The organism is Marinomonas sp. IMCC 4694 (assembly GCF_008122525.1).
In the GTDB taxonomy this organism is placed as follows: Bacteria; Pseudomonadota; Gammaproteobacteria; order Pseudomonadales; family Marinomonadaceae; genus Marinomonas.
This window is the reverse complement of the sequence record NZ_VSRV01000001.1, coordinates 672589-696965: the sequence shown is the minus strand read 5'-3', so window position 1 is coordinate 696965 and position 24377 is coordinate 672589. Positions and strand designations below refer to the sequence as shown.

The window sequence follows — 24377 nt, the reverse complement described above, 5'->3', positions numbered from 1 at the left end:
TCCTGATTTTAATTCGTCATAATTCATTTATGGGTTACGCAATGTTCACTGTCGTCGAACATCATTCGTTAAACCCTGGAGCTAAATTCAAATTTCCGACCCCGTAGAGTGTCGGAGTATTCTTTAACCAAAGCTGGTATTCAGTGCCTTGAAGGCTGTGTGCTTTGGAACAATCCACATGCCATTGGCGAAGCAAATACCCAGCGGTTGCAGCTCTAATCTCAACCTTTAGAACGCCGCCCGTCATACCATAATCCAGCTCAATCGCTTCGCTATGCTCAATACGAGGATGCGGCACTAACTCTAGCTCTACAAAGCGGTTCCATTGCCGGTCTTGGGTTTCGAACTCAGATTCAGATAACCTTGAGTCTTCAAGCACAACCGCTGCTTTAATTCGGGTCAGTACAAAGTCACGGAACTCGCTATGCTTGCGGTCAAAACCACGAACGTGCCAACGCAGGCCATTGTCCACCAGCGTATGCGGCACAATTTCCCGCGTTGTTTCACCGCTCGATAACGACACATAGGTGATACTCAAGGCTTTGCCTTTGTGGATGGCCTCGGTGACTTTCGCTACTATCGATAAACTCGGCTTGTTAAGGTGATAAGGCGCTTCACACGCAAGAGGTGGTTTTACCTTTCCAGTGAAGCCATCTCCGTAGCCTTGGCTAATGGTTGCCAGCGTTCTCACAACGTCATAGTCGAACAGGGGTTCAAATGCTTCACCGCGCTTATGCAATTTGAGCTTTTGGTCATACTCAATATTGCCTGGTGCAAGCTCTCGGTACATTGTGAAGTCTTTCGTTGCTTGTGCGGCGGCTATACTGAAGCGATCGACTAAATCCGCCCGTACTGCTTCGCCCTTAAACAATAAGGTGAAATCGATATGGGCAATGCGATCCCTGGTTGCTTGTGGCAACTGCGCTATCTGCGAAAGCCTATCTGGCTTTCCTTTCGCGCCTTCTTTAGCGAGTGAACTCGCTAGTACTGTTTGTTTCAGACCATCATTTGTCATGCGTCTTGTTTATCCAATTCAACCAGTTTCTTAAAACTCTGTTTATAAAGTACCGTCAGACATCGCGTAATCACATTGAAAAGCATCACTCAATGCTGCTCTTCATCTGCAATGACTTAGCAATCTCTACTGGTTGAAGCTGGACAGATGGCCATAAAACACTGAATAGGCTTCAACCTAATTAATTTTATTAGGTATCATCCTATCACAAATTATTTTGTAGGGAAGACTAAGCGGCAACTTTTTGATCTGGATTGCAATTGCCGCTCAGATATCGGTGTGAAGACCTTGTTTGGTGCCATCGATGATAGCCGCTATCAATGCGCTACCCGAACCAGTGACACCACGATGTTACCGCGATGAGATACCCCTTTGTCCGCCCCTGTAGACATCAGGGCTCGTTGCTCACTCTCCCGAATGCGCCTGGCAACTTCTGCCTGAGCTGGTAGCAATGGCAGCATCCCTTCAGCAATCGCGTCCGGTGCAGACTCTTGGCCACAGGACATCAAGTGCTTCCATGGATCTTTAATAAAGCGCTCGAACGTGATGCCAAATTCAATGATGCGGGCAGAGACGAAGATTTCGCCCCAGTATTCAATGTAGGTGTCTTGGTACATGGAAAGATTCCTCTTGTTGGTTATATACCCTTCCTACTTGCAGCCGCAGCGGTGTTACCTGCATTCGCTCACCCCAATCACATAGAAGACCTATGCTCATGGGGATTCGCTCACTTGCCGCCTAGCTGCAACACCAAGTAGTTTGGGTATAACGTAAGTTCACTTTCCATTTTCCAGAGGTTTTCAAATATGCAAGAGGCTATGACAAAGCTTTAAATCGATTGCGGGCATCTTTGTAGTCATAGTGGGCATGTTCTGAGCCACGATGGTACAAATCATCCAGGTAAGTTTGTTCCTGCGGCAGCTCGTCTTCGCTGATTTCGCGCCACCAATGCTTGTTGGCACCTTTAACACCGTCATGCCAGCGGTAACCACGCTCTTTTAGATAGTCCTTTACATCAAACGGCGCACCAAACGCACGAACTAGCACAGTACGCCTGTCTGCTTCTGACAATAAGTTTGCAACGGACTCGGGCAACAAATAGAACAACCAGGCCATCGCCAAACAATCGGTTGCAGCTCGGTGTCCTTCATAGAACCAACCTAAGCGAAGCAGCAGGTACTCAAGCTTTCGACTTTCAAAGCCCTGTGCTTTCCAATCTATGCCACTGGCTGAACAGGCCCAAGATAGATGGCCCAATGCGGCAAACCGCTTTTCAAAGAAAGGACGATCAAACTGCGCATTGTGTGCAACCACCAGCGGATCATCGGATAACCAACTCGCTACCAGAGCATCATCAATGCGCTGGCCTTGCACCATCTCATCAGTGATACCGGTTAATTCGGTAATCAGCTCGGGGATTGGCTTGCCGGGATCTTCATACAGGCTGATCACATCAACAATCGACACAATCCGCTGAGCAGAGGGGCTGTAAAGCACCTTAACCATACCAAGCTCAATAATGGACTCATCATCGGAAGACAGTCCGGTTGTCTCTGTATCGAGCAGCACCATTGGCTGTTCATCACCGACCATAGGAGAAAGTTCAAGTGGCCAAGTCTGCGGCTCACGCGTTAATGGAATGCGCTCCAGTAATCTAAAATTTTCTGGTCTTTCTGGGATATCCGCGAGGCGCTCTAGCGGAAATGGCGCAGGGGCTCTTGTCATTGATGGTTCCTCTTCAATTCTATTGTTCGCTTTGAGTTATTTCATTGTGCCCTGTTCGTTTATAAACGCGTTTGTACAAAATGCACCTTGGATACCTCAGCGTTTTTTTAATCTTTCTACTGGGTGAACCCATGTATGAAGGCTTTGGCTAAGCCTTTCAGAAAGCCTTAGCTAAACCCTTTAGGTAACCCTTACCGATACCCTTTACGTATGGCTTAGCAAACCCCTTTTCAAACGGTTGCAAAAGGCTTGAACCGAGTTCGACTGAGCATTTTAATGGTGCTCCTGACTTCGCTTTAAGCCAGTAAATTCAATACGAAGCAGATTTTTACTAACTGTTTTTAAACCCTTTGCAAAGGGTTCAACAAGCCTTGTCTGACGGTTACTTGACCCATGCGTTAACCAGTAGCAGTAACAGGATCAGTAACAGAAACAAGATCAGTAACAGAAGCAGTATTGTCCAAGCCTTGCAGGCTTTGACGAGGGCGAGCAATCCCCACATCAAGCTTTTCACTACAAAAAATAAATCACATAAAACACAACGTCTTACTCGGACAACACCAGTTTTATCTACAATTTTACTTGTAGAAATCAACATAGCATTAGATACTGTATAAACAAACAGTATCAATTGTGATTTTTCGAGGTTCGTCATGAGTGTCTCGCTGATAGGCCGTAGCGGCGCACTTGCCTTCATCAAAGCCAAGCGCCTTCGTATTCCATTGTTCATGGAACGTGTTTCTGCTGGTTTTCCCTCCCCAGCGCAGGATTATGTTGAGCAAACGCTCGACCTCAACGAGCTGTGCATCAAGCGACCGGCTGCAACGTTCTTTGTGCGTGTTGAAGGTGATTCAATGATTGATGCCGGGATTCACCCAGATGATATTTTGGTGGTTGATCGCTCTGTCCAAGCCGAACACGGTGACATTGTGATCGCGGGTATCCATGGTGAACTCACGGTAAAGGAGCTTCAACTGAGGCCGTGCGTCAAGCTGATCCCAAGAAACCGGGCGTATGAACCCATCCATATTCCCGAAGGGACAGAGTTAGAGATATTTGGTGTGGTCACCAATGTGGTGCGAAACATGCGCCGCAAGTCGTGACTGTCCCATGCCTATATTTGCCTTGGTGGACTGCAACAACTTTTACGCCAGTTGTGAGAAGCTGTTTCGTCCTGATTTAAAAGATACGCCGGTTGTGGTGCTGTCCAATAACGACGGCTGCGTGGTTGCACGCTCGCGTGAAGCTAAGTTACTCGGTATTAAAATGGGTGTACCCGTCTTTCAAATCAAATCTGAAATGCAGCGCCATGGCATTTGGGCATTTTCGTCCAACTATGCGCTTTACGCAGATTTGAGCAGTCGAGTGATGCGCACTTTGGAGGAAATGGCACCACGAGTAGAGGTTTACTCCATTGACGAAGCGTTTTTAGATTTAACCGGTATAGAGTCTGCCATATCTCTTGTCGAGTTCGGACAACAAGTGCGAGAGCGCATAGGCCACTGGATTGGGATCACCGTCTGTGTCGGCATTGCACCGACAAAAACACTCGCCAAACTGGCAAACCATGCCGCCAAAAAGTATCCAGACACTCAGGGCGTTGTAGACCTGACCAATCCAGATCGGCAACGTCGATTGCTCGCATTAGTCCCGGTTGATGATGTTTGGGGCGTTGGTAGACGGCTTTCTAAGCGTTTAAATGCTCTGGGTATCACCACAGCCCTAGACCTCGCCAATGCCTCACCTAGAGCCATCAGAGACCAGTTTTCGGTGGTTTTAGAGAGAACCGTCAGAGAGCTCAATGGTGAGTCGTGCATTGAACTAGAAGAGATCCCGCCAATTAAGAAACAAATCGTCTGTAGCCGTTCATTTGGCGTAAAAGTGACGCACTTTGAATTGTTACGTGAAGCCGTATGCGAATACGCAACCCGTGCCACTGAGAAGCTTCGCAAAGAACAGCAGCAAGCCAAAGTGCTGACCGTGTTTATACGAACCAGCCCCTTTAAGGACAACGAGCCGCAGTACAGCAACTCTGCATCGGGTGAGTTACTGATTCCCAGTTGCGATACGCGGGATTTTATCGAGCTGGCCAATCACTTACTCAAGCGGATTTGGAAGGATGGTTTTCGTTATGCCAAAGCGGGCGTCATGCTGTCTGACTTTTACGATCCTGGCATGTTTCAACCAGGACTATTCGATGACGTATCGACCCGCTCTAATAGCCAGCAGTTAATGTCTGTATTGGACACCATTAACCAAAGCGGTGCCGGAAAGGTTTTCTTTGCTGGACAAGGTACGAAGAAAGATTGGTCGATGAAGCGAGAGCATTTGTCTCCCGCTTATACAACACGCTGGGACCAGTTACCGCGAGTGAAGTAGCGCAGTTAACTCAATAGGCATTCACTCTGCGACGCAGCATGTTGAGCTTATCAACCTGGCGTCGAATATCACTGAAGAATTCTTCTTTCTCCATGGCCAGCGCTAACTCCCATTCTTTGGCTAGACCTTGGCAGTCCAAAAATGAGTATCTCAGCTTCGTCTTTGAAATACTCAGTCCTTTACTAAAGACTACGCGCTTGCCTCGTTGACCGTGAAAGCTGTTGATGTACCACTCAATGCCAAAGCCATACTTAAAGTCTCTGATACGGACACCAAGCAGCCCCCAATCTTTAAAGGGCGCATTCTCACGAACCTTGTAATGGGTAACCCAAAAGTCATCAACTTCAGCTCGTGCCAGTGCTTTTAGCCTGTCCGTTTCTTGCTGAAGTAAATCTGATACATCTGCTTTCCATTGTTCATTGACGATTTCTACCAAACCAATTTCTCCATCCAATTAACCCCAAAAGCCAAAACCACTATCCGTTTGGCTTTTGGATCGAAACGCCAAACGTAAAACTGCCGTAACAATCACTGTTTGGCGTCTCGATATAAATCAACTCGCGTAATTCCATACCTGACAAGGGATACAGGCCGATTTCACTTAAAAACGCCTAAAAAGACGTATTGCCATGAAAATACAAACCGTTTGGCAAGTTCAGGCCAGAATGCAAACGACGTTTGGCGTCTCGATTTTTTTGGCTAGGTTATCCGCCGCCAAACCGAGCCTATTCTCATACTTTTGCGAAAATGCAATAGGCAGATAGATGAAAGGATTTGTCACCTTTCTGCCCACCTCCAGTGCACCGAATCCTGATAATGACATTTGAGTGAACCGCCAGAGCACTTGGAAATGCCCAAGCGTGACCAGTGCGGTTGATTGAAAACCGTTAGAGCACTTTGAGTGCACAGGAGATAAGTATGTTTGTACTAGGCGTAGATATCGGTTACTCAAACCTGAAGCTGGCAATTGGCCAATCAGGTAGTGAACCGAAAACCATTATTCTACCTGCGGGTGCCGGTCCAGCGGATCGTATGCCGGAGCGTATCGGTGGAGGCGATGATGACACTTGTTTGTATGTCTCTGTCGATAATGAGCGTTGGGCCGCTGGTGTTCCTGCTGGACGCCTTCAAGGCTGGGAACGAGAGCTTCACCCGGAATATCCCACCACAAAAACCTATAAGGCACTTTTTCATGCCGCCTTGTTAATGGCTGAAACAGAATCCATCGATTTGGTTGTCACTGGATTACCGGTTTCCCAGTTTCATGAACCACAACGTAAGTCTGATCTTGTGCAGCGTTTAAAAGGTGTCCATCAAGTGACGCCTAAGCGCAGCATCACAGTTCATGACGTCAAAGTGCTGCCGCAGCCTGCCGGTGCCTATATGGATCTGGTTCAAACAGGTGGAGATTTGGGCTTGATTGAAGAAGGTCGCGTCGTCGTTATAGACCCTGGCTTCTTTTCTGTTGACTGGGTTGCCCTTGAGGCCGGAGAAATTCGCTACAGCTCATCAGGAACCAGTCTTCAGGCAATGTCCGTGCTACTGGAAACGATTGATAAGCTGATTTCGGAAGATCACGGTGCCAAAGTAGGTATGGATCGACTTGAAAAAGCCATGAGAACCGGCGACTTGCAGGTGCTGCTGTTTGGAGAAAAGGTCGATATTTCACCTTATCTAAATGCTGCCATGAAAAAGGTAGCGCCTGTTGCTCTTACAGCCATGCGCCAATCCATGCGTGACGAAAGCATCAATGCGGACTTGGTATTGATCGCGGGAGGTGGAGCCATGGCTTATAAGGAAGCGGCCAAGGAGATTTTTTCGCGAAGCAAGATCATCGTGCCGGAACAGTCTGTTTTGGCGAACGTCCGAGGCTTCTGGTTTTATGGGGCCTGATCATGAGAGTTGTCGTCAACATTCCCCCAGGGAGCCACCCAGAACTACTCAAAGAATTGGAAAAGACGCCACCACGGGAACGCGCTGAGCGTCTGCGGATGCTGGCCACCTTTGGGTTAATTCACATGAGCCAACCCAATCTATCCACGACATCTGGACCGCTGGATGGTCTTGCACCAGATGGTGAAGTTACTTCTGAGAGTACAGCGCCAGAACCCAAAGCAGAATCACGTAAACAATCATTAAAATCAAAACTAGGGCTGGGCTTATAACATGGCGTTATCAGTTAGCTGGCTCGATGCCAGGTTAAATAAAGAAGCAAAAGAAACCGTAGTAAAAGCCGACCGAGATGGGCTAAGTGCTCGGGTATCGCCCAAGGGCAAAATTGTTTTTCAGTTTCGTTATCGTTTCGATGGCAAGCAACAGCGGGTAGACATAGGTACTTACCCACTTATGAAGCTTGCTGAAGCAAGGAATGAGCTGGATAGGTTAAGGGCAGTACTTGATCAAGGCCGAAACCCCAAGCTCTACCTACAGCAGGAACGGGCTAAGTATTCTGCCAAGCAAAGTTTCGAATCGATTTTTCGAGACTGGATAGACTCTGCCGGTAAGCAAGGGCTAAAGGAGAAAACGTGGCACTACCAAAAACGCAGCAGTGAAATATATTTGCTGCCCCGACTTGGCAAGTACCCATTAACTGACATCAATGAATTGTCCTTGCGAAACTGTCTTCGTGAGGTTTCGGAGTCGTCCCCTTCGAACACAGAGCGCCTAGTGTCTGTGCTGCATAAGTTTTATGACTGGCTGATTGATGAACAAATTTTGGAAATTAACGCTGCCGCAGGGATCACAGCAAAGAAAGTCGGCGGCAAGAAAGGCAAACGAACTCGGGTGCTAAATGACAACGAGATCAGGATACTTTGGCGCTATTTGCACGAGTCAAAAATCACTGAGAAGAACCGCATCTACATAAAACTGCTTCTGCTATTGGGCGGTCGCAAGGGCGAACTCATTCAAGCTGAAAAGCATCACTTTGATTTGCAATCTGCAATGTGGACAGTGCCTATAGAGATCCGCAAACAAGGTGAGAAAATTGGAGCGCCGATCATGCGGCCATTAATTAAGCCAGCTATTGAGCTGATTGACCTGGCGATGCAGATGAGCAAATCAACTTACTTGTTTCCCGCGAACGGACAAGAAGAGCTTGCCACAAATGGCTTTGATACCACTATTCCTAACAATGTGAAAATCTGGGCTCGCAGATCGCTTGGTGTTGAGATGGAACATTGGTCTATGCATGATCTTCGCAGAACGATGCGAACGCGAATGTCTGCCATCACGACGCAAGAAGTTGCCGAGTTGATGATTGGCCACAGCAAAAAAGGGTTGGATGCTATCTACAACCAATATCAGTACCTGGATGAAATGCGTCATGCTTACGACGTTTGGTATCAACAGCTAGAAACCATCATCGAGCCGACAGGCTTTCCATTCAACTGGCGTTTCGGACAATAAAAGAAAGAGGCTCAGTCCTCTTTCTTCTCATACTCTTCTAGGTCTTCAATGTGCCACAGCTTGTTTCGTGTATTTCGGTTGATACGAGGTTGCGGCAAGCTGCCATCTTTTATTCTTCGCCAGAGCGTCGTATAGCTAATGTGGTAACGAGCCATCACTTCGTAAGATGTTAGAAAAGGGGTTACCTGGTGCGCTACTGCTGTCATCTGCATTCTCCTGAAAATCAATGTAAAGCTATCATCGCCTGATTCATCACTTGTTGATGGTCAGAAAGATGCATGATTTGTTCAGAAGATCAGCCCAGCATAAATGCCTGTATTTTTGACATCAAACACCGAGAACATCTTTCAACTTTGCTAGGGCTTGTGTATGTTTGTCATTCGGCATTTTTGCTAAATTGATTTGTTTCCATTTAATGGCAGGAAGCTCACTGACTCCATCTAAGCCGAGTAGAGACCAATCAGGCTCTCGATTTTTAAAGGATAGCAAAAAAGACTTTTCACTATCGGTCAGGCCTTGGTGAATGAGGTCTACTAGGCGCACTCTTACGGCTTCCAGCTCCACCAACGGTACATCCGTCTCGGCCATGTTGGTAAATTCACCTTCATAGGTGGCAGTAATATCCTTAAATTGCGGACTGAGTAACTCAGCCATTGGCCGATTATGGCTTGATAAATAAACGAGTAATGCTTTACGAATTTCATCCGTTAGGCCTTCATTCTCCAAAAGCCACTTCACATCAAATAAGTCTCTTGGATGCTGTCTATCTAATGCTGCACATATCTTTCCTGCATACAAATCAGCTAGATCAACAACTGGCATTTCAACATAGCCAAATTCGTCTTCTACAGCTGCGCAAACTTCCATCAACTTTGGTTCATAAACAGTACCTCGCAATACAGGTGATAGCTCGACTTTGATCTGCACACCGTTGCGAGCAACGATCAACCTTAGAGCATCGCGTTTTGAGCGATAGGCTTCCGTTAGCTCGATGTCTTTAAATGCTATTTTTAAATCTGAGCTAATAGCATCAAGTGCATCGCAAATTTCCTGCAAGGCATCATCACGGCTCTTCATTGGCAGATACACCAAATCAATATCGACCGATAAACGAGGAAAGTCTCTGACAAATAAATTGATTGCTGTACCACCTTTGAGGGCAAAGCATTGCTGTTTGGCAACGAAAGGCAATACCTGTATCAAAAGCTGTACTTGTTTGTAATAAATACTATTTCTATCCATCGCTGAACTTATCCTTTACTTGCTAACGCCATATGCTGAGGTACGGTTATCAGATACTCTGTATCCAGCTTTCCACCTTTAGCAACAACACGCTTACCTGAACCTAAGTCGTAATTTTCTACATTTAACTTATCAAACCAAGGATAAGCTTGGCGTTTTGCAAACCAAAAGAATAAGCGTTTGACCTTTACGCTTTTACACTCCTTTAAGAGCGCATCAAGCTTTCTTGGAGATAAGTTCACTAACCCCTGCATTAGCTCATCGGCATGTTCAAATGACACACTTTCAGGCAAATCCATCAACACTTCCAATATGGCTTTTTCCGGACATGAAAAATATACAGGTGGTAATTGCTCTCCCCATTCATGCTTTTTAACGAACGCTATATCTTGGGATAAACTATCAGGCCACAGTTTACTTGTACTATGTCCTTCGAACTTAATTGGCAATGACAGTCTCGCAAGCCAGGAAGGAAGCTTTTTCGTTGCATATAAATGAATATGAGGCGTACTTCCTAATGATAAGTATTGCGATAAACCAGATATGGACAATGCTGACAATCCACCGACCACGATAGACAGAAGTTGTTCATCGACACTTTTTTCCATCATACGCTGCATTGAAGCTACTACGCCTTCCCAAGTGACTGCTCGGGAATACTGACTGTAAACACCTGTAGCTAGTAGCAACAACGTATCGGTTTTGACAGCATTATCTAACGCATGAGCACTCAAGCCTTGCTCTGCAAGCCACTTCTTTGTAGCTAACATGCCATAAGGTAAAAGAGTTTTAAGAGATTGCTTATATGACTCTTTCACCGTTTCACGTTGGGGATGACTAACCATTTCTAAACACCAAACCCTTCTTCTAGTTTATCTCTTTAGGATTTCGCGGCGCAAATCGCCGTAAAACCTAGCTTTAATAAACTAACATAACAAAGGGAAGTTTACCATTTTTTCTATTTACGGCGCATAACGCCGTATAATTGCCATTTGTTAAACCAACCCAGCTATTAACCCAAGCGATAAAATATCAAGCCCCATCCGCAGAGGTACTTATTGGCTCAAACCTATGAATAACATGGGCTACAAGGCGGTTTGTGTCATGAATTGCAATCAACATGCCTAACGAGAAAAATTTGTACACACTGTTTGTACACTCGCAACGATGACACATCAAAAACCACAATAGCGAACCCTTTAAATTCATAGGCTTACAAACATAAAACTAGAGATGATCGCATTTCTTCCGCTTTTGTAATGTCGAAACCAAAGTACCAAAAGCAGGAGGTACTTTCTTTATCAAACCCAGTAACCACAAGGCCTAGAGCCAGATTTGTGTCATGGAATTTTCGCCAATGGCCTCTAAAACGGAATTTGTACTCAAGTTTGTACACACTTTCCGAGGTTACGCTTGAACATCATTGAAAAGTAAAGAAACGAGAAAAAGACAAAAAGCCTTTAAATTCAGTACGTAGAGATGTGATTGTGGTGTGCAATGAAAGGTGGTTTTAAGCGTTGAAAGGCTGGGCGGCATCAGGGTGGGATATGATTGCAAACGTTCTACGTTGCTCAACTTGATCAATAAACTCTTGGGACATGATAAATGGTCTTCTAGTGTGCATAAGACGCCACTCAAAAAGAGCAACGTGAAAATGAGGTTAAATTGCGTGGCGTTATTTTCGCTGATCTTACTTCTAGACACAATAAATGCTTAAAAATTTGACCATATTCTTGCTTGCAGTAAAGCCGCATAATTCTCAGAACATAGAATTGACCTAAATATTGATATAAAAAAGGAGCCTATCAAGCTCCTTTTTTGACACTTTTCAAAGCGCTGTTTTTACTAAGATGCTTGCAACGTCACGCACTCTCAATCTTTGTGTACCGCAACCCCCTCAGGCCGTTTAGGAAATATACGACGCACTATCACAAAGAATAACGGCACAAAGAATATCGCTAATACGGTTGCGGTTAGTGTACCACCAACAATGCCCGAACCAATGGAGATACGGCTATTCGCACCCGCGCCGGATGAAAGCGCCAGTGGCAAGGTGCCTACCATGAACGCCATGGACGTCATGATAATAGGACGCAATCGCAGGCGGGCCGCTTGTGCGGCCGCATCCCAAACGTTGGCACCTCGTCGATACGCTGCTTCGGCGAATTCAACGATTAAAATGGCATTTTTCGATGACAACCCGATGGTGGTGAGCAAAGCAACTTGAAAATATACGTCATTTTCTAAGCCTCGAATGTGTGCGGCCGCGGCCGCGCCTATGACCCCCAGCGGAATCACCAAGATCACCGAGAAAGGTACCGTCCAACTCTCATACAACGCTGCCAAGCACAAGAACACCACCAAAATCGAAATGGCATACAAGGTCTGAGTTTGACCACTCGACAAGCGCTCTTGATAAGACAAGCCACTCCAAGACCCCACAACGCCACCAGACATGTCATCGGTGACTCGCTGCAATTCGTCCATGGCCGCACCGGAACTCACTCCAGACGCACCCGAACCTTGAATTTGATACGATGCCAAACCATTAAAGCGATTTAAACTTTTTGGTCCATAGGTCCATTCGCTTTTAGCGAAAGCCGAAAAAGGCGTCATGGTGTTGTCGCTACCGCGAACGTACCAGTGTTGAAGATCCTCAGGAGAAGCACGATACTGCGCCGCTCCTTGCATATACACCGTTTTAACCCGACCACGATCAATAAAGTCGTTAATGTATCGACCTGCCCACGCACTGCTCAATGTCGCACTAATGTCTGACATAGAAAGCCCCAAAGCGGATGCTTTCTCTTGGTCAATATCAATATGTAACTGAGGTGCCTCTGAATCAGAACCCAAACGAACTCCCGTTAACAATGGGCTCGCATTGGCGTTTTGCAACAAAGCATCGCGCATTTCGAGTAAGGTCGCGCGGTCAGTATTGCCCGATGCCTGGAGCTGGAAGGTAAAGCCACTGCTTTGGCCCAAGCCGCGTATAGAGGGCGGTATCAAAGAAAAGATCCTTGCGTCACGAATGCCTGCAAACGCGCCATAAGAGCGACCAACAATGGCGCCGGCGCTGTTGGCTGGCCCCACACGCTCACTCCAATCTTTTAAGGCGATAAAACCCATGCCTGCATTTTGTCCACTGCCCATAAAATTAAAACCAGAAATCGTAAACACGGCTTTAACATTATTCGCTTCTTTTTCCAAAAAATAGCTTTCTACTTGACGCATCACTTTATCGGTTCGCGACATGCCTGCGCCTTCAGGCAAAGACACCATCACCATCACACGACCTTGGTCCTCGGTGGGTAAAAACCCGGATGGCAACGACGTCATCAGATACCCAAGTCCCGCCACGATAATACCGTAGCTCACCATCCAACGAATCGGTTTTTTAATAATACGACTCACGCCGCCAAAATATCGATCGGTTACACGGTCAAAGCCTCGATTAAACCAGCCACCAAGCCCTTTACTCTGCCCATGATTGGCTTTCAAAAAGGTCGCGCACAAGGCGGGGGTCAACGTCAGTGCAACAATAACGGATAAGGTCATCGCGGCAACAATCGTGATAGAGAATTGACGATAAATAACGCCAGTTGAGCCACTAAAAAACGCCATAGGCAAAAATACCGCCGACAACACCACCGCAATCCCGATGAGTGCACTGGTAATTTCTTTCATGGACTTAATCGTGGCTTCTTTTGGCGATAAATCTTCTTCTTTCATCACCCGTTCGACGTTTTCTACCACCACAATCGCATCATCCACAAGCAAGCCAATCGACAAGACAATACCAAACATCGTCAAGGTATTAATGGAGAAGCCAAACACTTCCAACACACCAAACGTACCTAACAGCACCACTGGCACCGCAATGGCAGGAATTAAGGTAGCGCGCCAATTCTGCAAGAAAATAAACATGACAACAATAACGAGAGCAATGGCTTCAACCAGTGTTTTCAACACCTCTTCAATCGAAATACGAATAAAACTGGTGTTATCCACAGGGAACGACAGTTTGTAACCATCGGGTAAATTATTGGATAAATCGTTTAATACTATTTTTACTGCTTCAGAAGTCGATAACGCATTTGCCCCCGGCGCCAACATCACTGCCATACCAGAAGCCGGGTGGCCATTTAAACGAGCAATATAAGAATACGACTCACTGCCAAGCTCCACCTTCGCCACATCGCTCAAACGTACCGTTGCACCACTGTCATCGTACGCCAAAATAATATTACGAAACTGTTCTGCGGTTTGCAGCTTAGACTGCGCCGTCACCGTGACATTTAATTCTTGCCCCTGTTCCACCGGATAAGCCCCCAAACTGCCGGCGGCGACTTGCGTATTTTGCGCTACCACGGCGGACGAGACACTCGAAGGCATGAGCTTGTAAGAAGCCAATTTCAATGGGTCTAACCATATACGCATGGCGTATTCAGAGCCAAAAACCTGCAAACTCCCCACGCCGTCTACACGAGATACGGCATCTTGAACACTGGACACCAAATAATCCGAAATGTCGTTGGCCGAATCACGGTCTGTCTCGTCGTAAATAGCGGCTACCATTAAAAAATCAGAGTTGGATTTTCTGACCGATACGCCACTTTGCTGCACAGAAGTCGGCAAGTTAGAGGACACTTGCTGTATCTTGTTTTGAATTTGAACTTGAGCAATGTCAGCATCCGTGCCTTGCTCAAACGTCACATTAATACTGGCGCGACCGCTTGAGCTGCTCGATGACGAGAAATACAATAACCCGTCCAGACCTGTGAGCTGTTGCTCTAAAATCTGCGTCACACTGTTTTCTACCGTCTCGGCTGAAGCGCCCGAATACGTCGCTGAAATACTGATGGTTGGTGGAGCCACGTCAGGGTACTGAGCCACAGGTAAATTCAGTATGGCCCCCAACCCCGCCAACATAATGGCGATGGAAATAACCCACGCAAACACCGGTCGATTAATAAAAAATTGCGCCAACATAGATTAGTTCCCTTGAGTTGAAGAGGCGTTTGCCGTATCGGCCACAATCGCACCGCTGTTACTGTCTCGCTTCATCATCACCGTACTCACTTCACTGCCGGGCCTCACTTTTAACGATCCCTCAACAATGACCTTGTCGCCCGCTTTCACACCATCCAGCACCAACCACTGATTTTCAATGGTTCGCTCAACGGTTAAAATTCGCTTCTCCACCACATTACTGTCATTCACCACCAGTGCCGTTGGATTGCCCTTTACATCACGCGCCACACCCTGCTGTGGAACCAGAATCGCCGCATTGTGCGTCAGCTCATGAATCACGCCTCGTACAAACATACCGGGTAACAACAAATTATCTGGGTTAGGAAATTCCGCCCGTAACGTCACGCTGCCGGTTGACTCATTCACACTGACTTCACGCGCCTTTAATGTCCCCTCGTACTGGTATTTTGAGCCGTCTTCCAACACCAGCGCCACCGTATTGGAGCCTTTTTCAACCTTGTCTTGAGACAAGAAAGTTCGCTGTTTAAGCTGATCCAAGCTGGTTTGCGCCAGATCCACAAAAATCGGATCCAAAGAACGTACTGTCGTCATCACAGTGGCTTGGCTGCCCGTAACCAAAGCGCCCACCGTCACTTGAGAAATGCCGATGCGCCCTGCGATGGGGGATTTTATCTTTGTGTAACCCAAATTAATTCTGGCGCTTTCAAGCGCGGCTTCAGAGCCTTTTTGCTTAGCAACGGCTTCTAAATACGCCACACGTGCATCATCAAGATCTTGTTGAGACACATTATTCTGTTTACGCAGCGCCGTATAACGCTCATTTTTAAGTTGCGCCGCTTTTAAACTTGCGTTCACCGATTCCAAATCCGCTTGCGCCTTTTTATAAGAAGACACATACGTCGAATCATCTAGCTCATACAAAAGATCGCCCACATTGACATCTTGCCCTTCCTCAAAAAAACGCTTCTTCACAATACCACCAACCTGAGGGCGAATTTCAGCCACCAAGCTCGACGCTGTACGCCCTGGTAACTCGGTCATCAAATCGGTTTTTTGGGTTTCAATAACCAACACACCGACCTTAGGGTCGGGCTTTTTTGCGGGTGCGCCAGCCACTTTAGGCGCCTCTTCCTGGCAACCCGCCAGCAACAGAACAAGTAACGTACTGGTAACAGACTTAAACATAGACAACATGGAGGCGACTTCCTTTGTAAAATAAAATGAGCATGGCTTAGCACTGTAATATAAGCCAACGTTCTTAGACACGACAAAACGTGCAAATAAATGAAAAGCGCTGAATAAGCCCCTTATGAATACAAATAAGCCCCTTATGAATACAGGCGCATTACCCTAAAAGACAACACAAAATACTCACAGAGCTATTTCATCGCCCTAAAAATCCCCTTTATCTGAGGCCAGCGATTTACTAACATCGCCACAAAGACGAAAAAACACCCTCCTATCTGCATCCCCCCCATAGATTCACCAAACCACAACACCGCAAACACGGCCGCCCAAACCGGCTCTAAATTCATAATCACCGCAGCATGACTAACGGGCGTTAGACTCATGCCGTAGGTTTGCAATAAAAAGCGCAAACTGGTGGCGATCAGCGTACTGGCCAAAAACCAACCGGCTACCTCCATGCTCATACTGTCGGGAAGCGTTTCCGTTAACAAAGACAGAAACAACAATAAAATGCCCGCCACCGTTAATTGAATCGCCGTTAATACCAAAACATGCATTCGCATCGAAAAGCGTGACAGTAAATTCAGCTGAAACGCTAAGGCCACAGCCGACCCTAAAAAATACAACTGAGCGACTTCAAAGCCCACACCATTATTTACTGCTAATAATGCCAAACCAATCACAGCAAAAGGTAGGGCTAGCCAAACGCTCAGGGGCGGCTTTTGACCAAACATAAAACGCGCCACCACCGGCACAAGCACGACCCCAAGGCTAGTGATAAAGGCACCTACACCTAAATTTGACCCCTGATCTAAGCCAGTGACCCAAAACATCATGGCAATGCCCATCACCAACCCCGCTAAGCTGGCCTGCTTAACATTTTGCCAATCGAGCGCTTTAAAATATTTCTGTCCCACTAAAAACAACACAAAGCCGGCCACAATAAACCGCACCCCCATAAAAAACAAAGGGGGCAGTCCTGCCAGTGCTTCTTTGGAAAATACCCAACCTAACCCTGCTAACATTGTCACCAACAGCAAGATAAGCTCCGCTCTACAATGCACTCCCTGTTTCAAAATCTGTCCTTATCTCATCACTACAAAATAAAAAAGGCCTGCTAACTGGCCCAACATTAACAAGGTAACTGATGGCCATAAACGTCATCGAGCGTTGAGTGAACCATCACAGGAGCAAAGCGCGAGGCCACTTTAAGCGCCTTGAGTTTCGCTTTCCCGAATACACCACCGTGCATGTGATACAAACCGGCGTTGGCTTTGGACAGATTTTGCACCTTAGTCGTTCTTGGCTTTCTCACCTGTTCGTATCTCGCCAGCGCATCAGCCACATCAAAAGAACACACATACCGCACCAGCACAGCGGCGTCTTCTATCGCCATAGCAGCGCCTTGCGCCATGAACGGCAACATCGGATGGCACGCATCACCAAGTAAAACCGCCCGCCCCTGAGACCAAGTGGGCAATTCAGTACGGCCATTCAGTGCCCACAAAAACGTGCTCGTCGCAGAACCCAGAAGCTCCGTCACCTCTGGATGCCAGCCAGCAAACGCGCGCTTTAATTCTTCTATGCTACCTTCTTCACGCCACGACTCAGACTGCCAATCGTCACGCTCTTCCACCGCCACAAAATTCACCCATTCGCCACCGCGCACATAATAACTTACAAGATGGCGACCCGGCCCCGCCCACACACAAGCATCGGGTTGAATCACAACGTTTAGGGCACTGACAGGAATCACACCGCGCCACGCCACTTGCCCCATAAACGTTGGCTTTTCTGGCCCTAACATTTGCCTACGCACTGCTGAATGAAGGCCATCTGCGCCAATCAGCAAGTCAGCCGAACATTCTCGACCGTCTTGCAAAACGGCACAAATACGCCCAGACGACGTATCTTCTTGATAACGAGAAACCACGGCGCCTAACCAAATAGCCACACCGGCGGCAGAACAAGCGTCAACCAAAACCTGATGTAAATCCGCACGATGCAAATGCCAATAAGGCGCCTGATAGCGTTTTTCAGCGGCTTGTGCCAGCGGGATTTTTAAATAATACTCGCCGGTTTTATAGTCTCGAATCGCTGCGTTTTGTGGAACAAAGGCGAACGGCTTGAGTGCAGACTCCAACCCTAAGTCGCGCAACACCTTGAACGCATTAGGGCTGATTTGTAACCCGGCCCCCACTTCACCCAGCGCCAAAGCCTGTTCACACACAACCACTTGGACCCCTTGTTTCGCTAAGGCTAACGCAGCACATAACCCCCCTATACCGGCCCCAACGATCACCACTTGGCTCACCTTATTCACTCTTTTCCCCTCCAGTGTCAAAGCACGTTAAAAACCACCCCCCTTCCCTGTACATAGTAGCGAACTTTAACGTAAATAAAACCGATCCAAACGCCCCTGCACCAAATTAAAGAGCGCGTCGGCAAGGCAAATAGTATGGCTCGATCCTTGCTTTATTTCGCCAGTAGTGCGACAACACTATGCACAACCTAGCGAATAAAGTGACGCCATCACTAGGTTTAACCTTAATGATACACAAGGCTCCCCAATGCGGGGCGGATGCACGAAAAAAGTACATAACTATGTGCAAGTTTAACGCACCCACCTCCGGCTTGATAAAAAGAACGAGGTATACATGGATAAACTAACGAGCCAATACCAATCATCCGTATTTTTTGATGAATTAATCGATGAGAAAGGCAAACCAAGAGCACCAGCGAAACAACTATTAGGGTATTTAGACAGTCTTTCAGAAGACGAACTCGAAAAAAGGCGCCTCACCGCCGAAGTCACCATTCAAGAAATGGGCATCAGTTTTACGGTTTACACCGAAGAAGGCAACATAGACAGAGCTTGGCCTTTTGATATTGTTCCACGCACCATTGAAGCGGCTGACTGGAAAATAGCGGAAGCCGGATTAAAGCAACGTCTTACGGCCCTTAATCTTTTCATCGACGATTTATACCACGACCAAAATGTCATCAAAGATGGCATCATTCCTGAACACATCATCAAAGACTCCAAAAACTTTCGCCCTGAATGCGTTGGAGTTTCTCCCGCTTTTGGCGTCTGGGCGCACATTTGTGGCACAGACTTAGTGCGCGATGAAAATGGCGATTTTTTTGTACTCGAAGACAACTTGCGCGTTCCTTCTGGCGTGTCATACATGTTGGAAAACCGTGCGATTACCAAGCGTGTCTTACCTGAGCTTTTTGAGAACGACTCGATACTACCAGTCAACTCTTACACCTCTCAGTTATTCGACACCCTAGCGTCGTTGTCACCTCGCGACATTGAAAAGCCCGAGATCGTTGTATTAACACCCGGTATTTATAACTCGGCGTATTTTGAACACGCCTTTTTAGCTCAACAAATGGGCGCCGAATTAGTCGAAGGCAGCGACTTATTTGTTGACTCCGACGACTGCGTCTACATGAAAACCATTGACGGACCCGAACGTGTCGATGTGATATATCGCCGTATTGATGACCTATTCATCGACCCTGAAGCATTCGACCCAGAATCCGTGCTCGGTGTCGCTGGGCTCATGCGCGCATGGCGCAGTGGCAACGTTGCCTTGGCGAACGCACCAGGGGCCGGCGTGGCCGACGATAAAGTGGTTTATGCCTACGTACCGGATATCATCCGTTATTACTTAAAAGAAGAGCCGATTCTTAACAACGTCGAAACCTTCTTGTGCGATGACCCAGAGCAGCGCGCCTACGTACTGGACAACCTAGACAAATTGGTCGTGAAACCCGCCAACGAATCGGGCGGTTATGGCATGCTGGTTGGCCCTCATTCGACCAAAAAAGAACAAGCCTTGTTTGCCGAATTAATCACCAAGAACCCACGTAATTACATTGCGCAGCCCACACTGAAATTATCAACGGCCCCCACATTAATATCCAAAGGCCTCTTAGAACCACGTCACCTAGACCTGCGCCCTTTTATCTTGCAAGCCAAAGACACCTACGTCACCACAGGTGGCTTAACTCGTGTTGCAATGAAAAAAGGCTCTTTAGTGGTCAACTCCTCTCAAGGTGGTGGCAGTAAAGACACTTGGATCGTGGAAACGAAGGGAGAATAATCATGCTATCTCGAGTCGCAGAACGCTTATATTGGAGTGCTCGTTACCTAGAGCGCGTAGAAAACACCGCCCGCCTCGTTAGTGTATACGATGACTTGCTGTTTGATATGCCAAAAGACATTGAAATGTCTTGGTACAGTTTAATCGAAATCATCAGCGGTGAAGAAACCTTTGAGCAGCGTTACAAAGTCAAAGACGAACGTAACGTGGTCAAATTTTTACTCGCAGACGACACCAACCCAAACTCCATGTTGTCCTCATTAAAAATGGTGCGTGAAAACATCCGCACCACCCGCGATGTGGTCCCTAAAGAAACCTGGGAATTGGTCAACGAATTGGGCTTGTACGCTCAACAAAACATCAAACAGGGCATTAATCGCTCAGAGCGCCATCTTTTTTTGAACACCATTATTGAAGGCTGTCAGAAAATCATTGGTCTTTTGGCCGGCGCCATGAGCCGCAACTCTGGCTGGCAATTCATAATTATGGGACGTTACCTAGAACGCGCCGACATGGGCACACGAATTCTCGATGCGGCGGTCTCTTTAATGCTAAAATCCGACCCCGACACTCGCCTGCAACTTGGGCAAGTGACTTGGGCCAAAGTACTCAAATCACAAAGTGCGTATTTTGACTATCGACGTACTGTCCGTACGTCGATTAACGGAGCAAAAGCCGCTACCTTTTTGATGAACGACGCTTACTTTCCGCGCAGCTTAGCGTATTGCTTTGGGCAGATTAGTGAATCAGCGACAAAATTACCAAGAGCTGGCTTGATCACCGCGCAAGTCGATAAAATTCTTGAATTCAATTACCCACTGACCAGTTCTGAAGATTTGGATGAAAAGTTTCACGATCACTTAAACGATCTGCAAATAGCCATTATAGACATTAATCACCAGATCACCGAAAACTGGTTTCATTTTCGGCAAGGAGACGCTGCATGACCATTAGAGTCGCGATACAGCACAAGACAACGTATGAGTTCGACCGTTTTATTAACGTCGCGCCCCATGTATTAAGGCTGCAACCTGCAGCGCATTCACGCACAAAAATCCATGCGTACTCTTTAAAAGTGCTGCCAGAAACGCACTTTATCAATGTACAGCAAGACCCCTTTGGTAACTTTCAGACACGGTTGGTGTTCCCAGAAAAAACCAATAAGCTTGAGTTTTATGTAGAGGTGATCGCCGACATGACGGTGATTAACCCTTTTGACTTCTTCGTAGAAAGCTACGCAGAGGAATTTCCGTTTGCGTATAAAAAAGAGCTCAAAAATGAACTCGACCCTTATTTGCAAGTGACCGAATCGTGTCCGTTACTAGACAAATGGCTGTCTACGGTTGATCGTAAAAGCACGCCGACCAACGACTTCCTAGTTGCGATCAACAGCCGCCTGGCGGCAGACATCGGCTATGGCATTCGCATGGAGCCAGGTGTACAAACCTGTGAAGAAACCCTAACGCTGAAAAAAGGCTCATGCCGCGATACCTCTTGGTTGTTGGTACAAATCTTACGAAGCCTTGGCTTGGCGGCGCGTTTCGCCTCTGGCTACTTGGTACAGCTTACATCGGACGTGAAAGCGCTCGATGGCCCATCAGGTCCAGAAGAAGATTTCACCGATCTACACGCTTGGTGTGAAGTCTATTTACCAGGCGCTGGTTGGGTAGGCCTAGATCCCACTTCTGGCTTGTTTGCCGGTGAAGGTCACATTCCGCTGGCCTGCACTCCAGAGCCTGCGTCTGCAGCGCCGATTACCGGCCTCATCGACGAGTGCGAATGTGAATTCAGCTACACCAACATAGTGACCCGTATTCACGAAGATCCTCGAGTGACCAAACCCTATGCCGATGGCGAATGGGACACTATTAAAGCACTCGGTTTTGCCGTCGATCAACAACTTGAAGAAGGTGACGTTCGGCTAACCATGGGCGGCGAACCGACTTTTGTGTCCATCGACGACATGGATTCTGAACAATGGAACACCGGTGCTTTGGGGGCAGAAAAGCTCAAATTGGCCAAAGATTTATTGATCAAAATGAAACAAGAATTTGGTGCCAATGGCCTGCTGCATTACGGCCAAGGCAAATGGTACCCAGGTGAAGAAGTACCACGCTGGGCGCTTGGCTGTTTCTGGCGCACCGATGGCGAAGCGCTGTGGAACGATCCAAAATACCTCGCTCGTATCGACCAAAATTACCAGCACACCATTAAAGATGCGCATGCCTTTGGTGAATTACTGTGTGATAAATTAGCGCTAGATAAGCACTACCTGCAAAGCACCTATGAAGATACGCTGTATTATTTATGGATGGAGCAATCCCTGCCGGCCGATGTTGACCCAACCAAAGCCGACTTAAAAGACGACCTAGAACGCCGTCGTTTAGCAAAATTACTCAACCGTGGCTTAAGCACTACCTCGGGTTATGTGCTACCGCTGGAGTTCGATACCGTCAACGAGCGCTGGAACAGCTCACTTTGGCCAATGCGCAGCGACGTAATCACCTTGATTCCTGGCGACAGCCCGATGGGTTACCGTTTGCCATTAAACTCATTGCCGGCTCAAGCCGAAGAAGACCGCATTCCTGAACGCGACCCCTTCGACCCACGTCAGCCACTGGCCAACAAAAAAGACCATCCGGTTCTCGACAGCGTAGCGAAACAGCATTTTGCAAAAAAACCAACTGCACCGACACCCGCGCTAACACCAGAAAAAACGCTCAAAAACGTCATTCGCACCACGCTGTGTATCGAACCGCGCGATGGTCGCTTGCATATTTTCATGCCGCCCATGACGCACCTAGAACACTTTGTTAGCGTGCTAGAGCACTTAGAATCCGTTGCCAAAACACTGGATCTACCAATTGTTATTGAAGGTTATGAACCACCGAAAGACCCTCGCCTACAGAAATTCTTAATCACGCCAGACCCTGGCGTCATCGAAGTGAACATTCACCCCGCCGCAAGCTGGAAAGAACTCGTTCACAACACAGAAACCTTGTATCACCAAGCTTATTTGTCTCGCCTTGGCGCAGAGAAATTCATGCTCGACGGCCGCCACACCGGCACCGGCGGTGGCAACCACGTGACGCTAGGCGGTCGCACGCCCGCAGACAGCCCTCTGTTACGTCGTCCTGAGTTGCTGCAAAGCTTGGTGACGTTCTGGCAGCATCACCCTGGGTTATCTTACCTGTTCTCTGGTATGTTCATTGGCCCAACCAGCCAAGCGCCTCGCCCAGACGAAGGCCGCGACGAAGCGCTGTACGAAATGGAAATCGCGTTCCAAAACATGCCAGAAGGCTTGGTGGATGAACCCTGGTTAGCCGATCGTTTGATGCGCAACTTGTTGGTTGATATTACGGGTAACACGCATCGCTCTGAATTTTGTATCGATAAACTGTACGCCGCCGGCAGCGCCAGCGGTCGTCAAGGTTTATTAGAATTCCGTGGTTTTGAAATGCCGCCTCATCCGCATATGTCTTTAGTACAAATGCTGTTATTGCGTTGTTTGGTGGCTCGTTTCTGGAAAGAACCTTACAAAAAACCTTTGGTTCGTTGGGGCACCAGCCTGCACGACAAATTCATGTTGCCGCACTTTGTTTGGCAAGACGTGAAAGAAGTCGTACTGGACCTTCAGCGTCACGGCTTCCCGTTTAAGCTGGAATGGCTCGCTCCGTTTGAAGAGTTCCGTTTTCCTCATTATGGCCGTCAGCAGATCGACGACATGGAAATCGAACTGCGCTGGGCGATTGAGCCTTGGCACGTATTAGGCGAAGAAATTACCGGATCCGGTACGGCTCGCTATGTGGATTCTTCGGTAGAACGCCTGCAAGTACGATTGTCTGGTCTCACCGACAACCGCTATGTACTAAGCTGTAATGGCCGCCGTGTGCCGATTCGTTCAACTGGATGCAAAGGCGAATACGTTGGTGCCGTACGCTACAAAGCGTGGGCGCCACCGTCTGCTTTGCATCCAACCCTTGGCACCGATGCGCCTCTTGTGTTTGATTTAATCGATACTTGGAATGGATTGTCCGTCGGTGGCTGTACGTATCACGTATCGCATCCGGGCGGTCGAACTTATGACAACGTACCGGTCAACAGCAACGAAGCGGAAGCGCGTCGGGTGAATCGTTTTTGGGACCATGGTTTTACCCAAGGCCCACTGTCTCCACCTCCAGCATTCAGTGCATTGCGCACTTTTTACCCAAGTGGAAACGAGCCAAAAACCATGTCACCCCCACCAGAAGAGCCAATGAATGAATATCCTCATACATTAGATCTAAGGAAGCAGTATACTGTGCTCTAATAAT

General features: G+C 47.5%; 19 protein-coding genes. 8 read left to right on the top strand and 11 right to left on the bottom strand.

Annotation, left to right across the window (positions count from 1 at the left end):
- Positions 1–61: 61 nt before the first annotated feature.
- The 3 genes from FXV75_RS03180 to FXV75_RS03170 form a co-directional block, all read right to left on the bottom strand.
- Complete coding sequence (locus FXV75_RS03180; RefSeq protein WP_148831157.1) at positions 62–1015, bottom strand: WYL domain-containing protein; 954 nt, start codon at positions 1013–1015, stop codon at positions 62–64.
- Positions 1016–1332: 317 nt separating this feature from the next.
- Positions 1333–1632, bottom strand: coding sequence for a hypothetical protein (locus tag FXV75_RS03175; protein ID WP_148831156.1), 300 nt, complete (start codon positions 1630–1632; stop codon positions 1333–1335).
- Between the two features lie 199 nt (positions 1633–1831).
- On the bottom strand, positions 1832–2740 hold the full coding sequence (locus FXV75_RS03170; protein WP_148831155.1) for a 3'-5' exonuclease: 909 nt from the start codon (positions 2738–2740) through the stop codon (positions 1832–1834).
- Between the two features lie 653 nt (positions 2741–3393).
- Between FXV75_RS03170 and umuD the strand changes: the two genes are divergently transcribed.
- Positions 3394–3843 (top strand): translesion error-prone DNA polymerase V autoproteolytic subunit, encoded by a 450-nt coding sequence (gene umuD / locus FXV75_RS03165; RefSeq protein ID WP_032479288.1) that lies wholly within the window; start codon positions 3394–3396, stop codon positions 3841–3843.
- A gap of 7 nt (positions 3844–3850) precedes the next feature.
- Positions 3851–5119: a translesion error-prone DNA polymerase V subunit UmuC gene (gene umuC / locus FXV75_RS03160; protein WP_148831154.1), complete on the top strand. Its 1269-nt coding sequence runs from the start codon at positions 3851–3853 to the stop codon at positions 5117–5119.
- Between the two features lie 10 nt (positions 5120–5129).
- On the opposite strand, the gene mobI is transcribed toward umuC, so the two are convergent.
- Positions 5130–5573: a conjugative transfer protein MobI(A/C) gene (gene mobI / locus FXV75_RS03155; protein ID WP_148831153.1), complete on the bottom strand. Its 444-nt coding sequence runs from the start codon at positions 5571–5573 to the stop codon at positions 5130–5132.
- Between the two features lie 464 nt (positions 5574–6037).
- Here mobI and FXV75_RS03150 point away from each other — a divergent pair, with 464 nt between their 5' ends.
- Genes FXV75_RS03150 through FXV75_RS03140 form a run of 3 tightly spaced genes read left to right on the top strand, consistent with a single transcriptional unit; the run spans position 6038 to position 8527 of the window.
- Positions 6038–7012: a ParM/StbA family protein gene (locus tag FXV75_RS03150; RefSeq protein WP_025586926.1), complete on the top strand. Its 975-nt coding sequence runs from the start codon at positions 6038–6040 to the stop codon at positions 7010–7012.
- A gap of 2 nt (positions 7013–7014) precedes the next feature.
- Positions 7015–7284, top strand: coding sequence for a hypothetical protein (locus FXV75_RS03145; RefSeq protein ID WP_148831152.1), 270 nt, complete (start codon positions 7015–7017; stop codon positions 7282–7284).
- Position 7285: 1 nt separating this feature from the next.
- Positions 7286–8527, top strand: coding sequence for a tyrosine-type recombinase/integrase (locus FXV75_RS03140; RefSeq protein ID WP_148831151.1), 1242 nt, complete (start codon positions 7286–7288; stop codon positions 8525–8527).
- An 11-nt stretch (positions 8528–8538) separates the two neighbouring features.
- On the opposite strand, the gene FXV75_RS03135 is transcribed toward FXV75_RS03140, so the two are convergent.
- The 7 genes from FXV75_RS03135 to FXV75_RS03100 all read right to left on the bottom strand — a co-directional run bounded on the left by FXV75_RS03135 (position 8539) and on the right by FXV75_RS03100 (position 18275).
- Positions 8539–8733 (bottom strand): helix-turn-helix transcriptional regulator, encoded by a 195-nt coding sequence (locus FXV75_RS03135; protein ID WP_000127614.1) that lies wholly within the window; start codon positions 8731–8733, stop codon positions 8539–8541.
- A 121-nt stretch (positions 8734–8854) separates the two neighbouring features.
- Entirely contained in the window at positions 8855–9769 is a 915-nt protein-coding gene (locus tag FXV75_RS03130) for a nucleotidyl transferase AbiEii/AbiGii toxin family protein (RefSeq protein WP_148831150.1), read from the bottom strand.
- Positions 9770–9777: 8 nt separating this feature from the next.
- The gene (locus tag FXV75_RS03125; protein WP_148831149.1) at positions 9778–10614 is read right to left on the bottom strand and encodes a type IV toxin-antitoxin system AbiEi family antitoxin; all 837 of its coding nucleotides are present in this window, start codon (positions 10612–10614) and stop codon (positions 9778–9780) included.
- A gap of 1027 nt (positions 10615–11641) precedes the next feature.
- Positions 11642–14761 carry an efflux RND transporter permease subunit gene (locus tag FXV75_RS03115; RefSeq protein WP_148831148.1) on the bottom strand — a complete coding sequence of 1040 codons (3120 nt, stop codon included), beginning with the start codon at positions 14759–14761 and terminating at the stop codon, positions 11642–11644.
- Positions 14762–14764: 3 nt separating this feature from the next.
- A complete protein-coding gene (locus FXV75_RS03110) occupies positions 14765–15958 on the bottom strand; it encodes an efflux RND transporter periplasmic adaptor subunit (RefSeq protein ID WP_148831147.1) in 1194 nt (397 codons plus the stop codon).
- A 185-nt stretch (positions 15959–16143) separates the two neighbouring features.
- Complete coding sequence (locus FXV75_RS03105) at positions 16144–17028, bottom strand: DMT family transporter (RefSeq protein WP_148831146.1); 885 nt, start codon at positions 17026–17028, stop codon at positions 16144–16146.
- A 56-nt stretch (positions 17029–17084) separates the two neighbouring features.
- The gene (locus FXV75_RS03100; protein WP_148831145.1) at positions 17085–18275 is read right to left on the bottom strand and encodes an FAD-dependent oxidoreductase; all 1191 of its coding nucleotides are present in this window, start codon (positions 18273–18275) and stop codon (positions 17085–17087) included.
- Positions 18276–18609: 334 nt separating this feature from the next.
- On the opposite strand from FXV75_RS03100, the gene FXV75_RS03095 reads away from it, so the two are divergent.
- Genes FXV75_RS03095 through FXV75_RS03085 form a run of 3 tightly spaced genes read left to right on the top strand, consistent with a single transcriptional unit; the run spans position 18610 to position 24373 of the window.
- A complete protein-coding gene (locus tag FXV75_RS03095; RefSeq protein ID WP_148831144.1) occupies positions 18610–20064 on the top strand; it encodes a circularly permuted type 2 ATP-grasp protein in 1455 nt (484 codons plus the stop codon).
- Between the two features lie 2 nt (positions 20065–20066).
- Entirely contained in the window at positions 20067–21011 is a 945-nt protein-coding gene (locus tag FXV75_RS03090) for an alpha-E domain-containing protein (RefSeq protein ID WP_148831143.1), read from the top strand.
- On the top strand, positions 21008–24373 hold the full coding sequence (locus FXV75_RS03085; protein ID WP_148831142.1) for a DUF2126 domain-containing protein: 3366 nt from the start codon (positions 21008–21010) through the stop codon (positions 24371–24373). The genes FXV75_RS03090 and FXV75_RS03085 overlap by 4 nt, the downstream gene beginning before the upstream one ends.
- The last annotated feature ends 4 nt before the right edge of the window (positions 24374–24377 follow it).

What these genes read in the sequence shown, in the direction of transcription:
- FXV75_RS03175 (WP_148831156.1), bottom strand. Translation starts at nt 1,632, where the DNA reads ATGTACCAAGACACCTACATTGAATACTGGGGCGAAATCTTCGTCTCT.
- FXV75_RS03150 (WP_025586926.1), top strand. Translation starts at nt 6,038, where the DNA reads ATGTTTGTACTAGGCGTAGATATCGGTTACTCAAACCTGAAGCTGGCA.
- FXV75_RS03145 (WP_148831152.1), top strand. Translation starts at nt 7,015, where the DNA reads ATGAGAGTTGTCGTCAACATTCCCCCAGGGAGCCACCCAGAACTACTC.
- FXV75_RS03085 (WP_148831142.1), top strand. Translation starts at nt 21,008, where the DNA reads ATGACCATTAGAGTCGCGATACAGCACAAGACAACGTATGAGTTCGAC.
- FXV75_RS03115 (WP_148831148.1), bottom strand. Translation starts at nt 14,761, where the DNA reads ATGTTGGCGCAATTTTTTATTAATCGACCGGTGTTTGCGTGGGTTATT.
- FXV75_RS03170 (WP_148831155.1), bottom strand. Translation starts at nt 2,740, where the DNA reads ATGACAAGAGCCCCTGCGCCATTTCCGCTAGAGCGCCTCGCGGATATC.
- umuC (WP_148831154.1), top strand. Translation starts at nt 3,851, where the DNA reads ATGCCTATATTTGCCTTGGTGGACTGCAACAACTTTTACGCCAGTTGT.
- FXV75_RS03130 (WP_148831150.1), bottom strand. Translation starts at nt 9,769, where the DNA reads ATGGATAGAAATAGTATTTATTACAAACAAGTACAGCTTTTGATACAG.
- FXV75_RS03090 (WP_148831143.1), top strand. Translation starts at nt 20,067, where the DNA reads ATGCTATCTCGAGTCGCAGAACGCTTATATTGGAGTGCTCGTTACCTA.
- FXV75_RS03110 (WP_148831147.1), bottom strand. Translation starts at nt 15,958, where the DNA reads ATGTTGTCTATGTTTAAGTCTGTTACCAGTACGTTACTTGTTCTGTTG.
- umuD (WP_032479288.1), top strand. Translation starts at nt 3,394, where the DNA reads ATGAGTGTCTCGCTGATAGGCCGTAGCGGCGCACTTGCCTTCATCAAA.
- FXV75_RS03095 (WP_148831144.1), top strand. Translation starts at nt 18,610, where the DNA reads ATGGATAAACTAACGAGCCAATACCAATCATCCGTATTTTTTGATGAA.
- FXV75_RS03135 (WP_000127614.1), bottom strand. Translation starts at nt 8,733, where the DNA reads ATGACAGCAGTAGCGCACCAGGTAACCCCTTTTCTAACATCTTACGAA.
- FXV75_RS03140 (WP_148831151.1), top strand. Translation starts at nt 7,286, where the DNA reads ATGGCGTTATCAGTTAGCTGGCTCGATGCCAGGTTAAATAAAGAAGCA.
- FXV75_RS03180 (WP_148831157.1), bottom strand. Translation starts at nt 1,015, where the DNA reads ATGACAAATGATGGTCTGAAACAAACAGTACTAGCGAGTTCACTCGCT.
- FXV75_RS03125 (WP_148831149.1), bottom strand. Translation starts at nt 10,614, where the DNA reads ATGGTTAGTCATCCCCAACGTGAAACGGTGAAAGAGTCATATAAGCAA.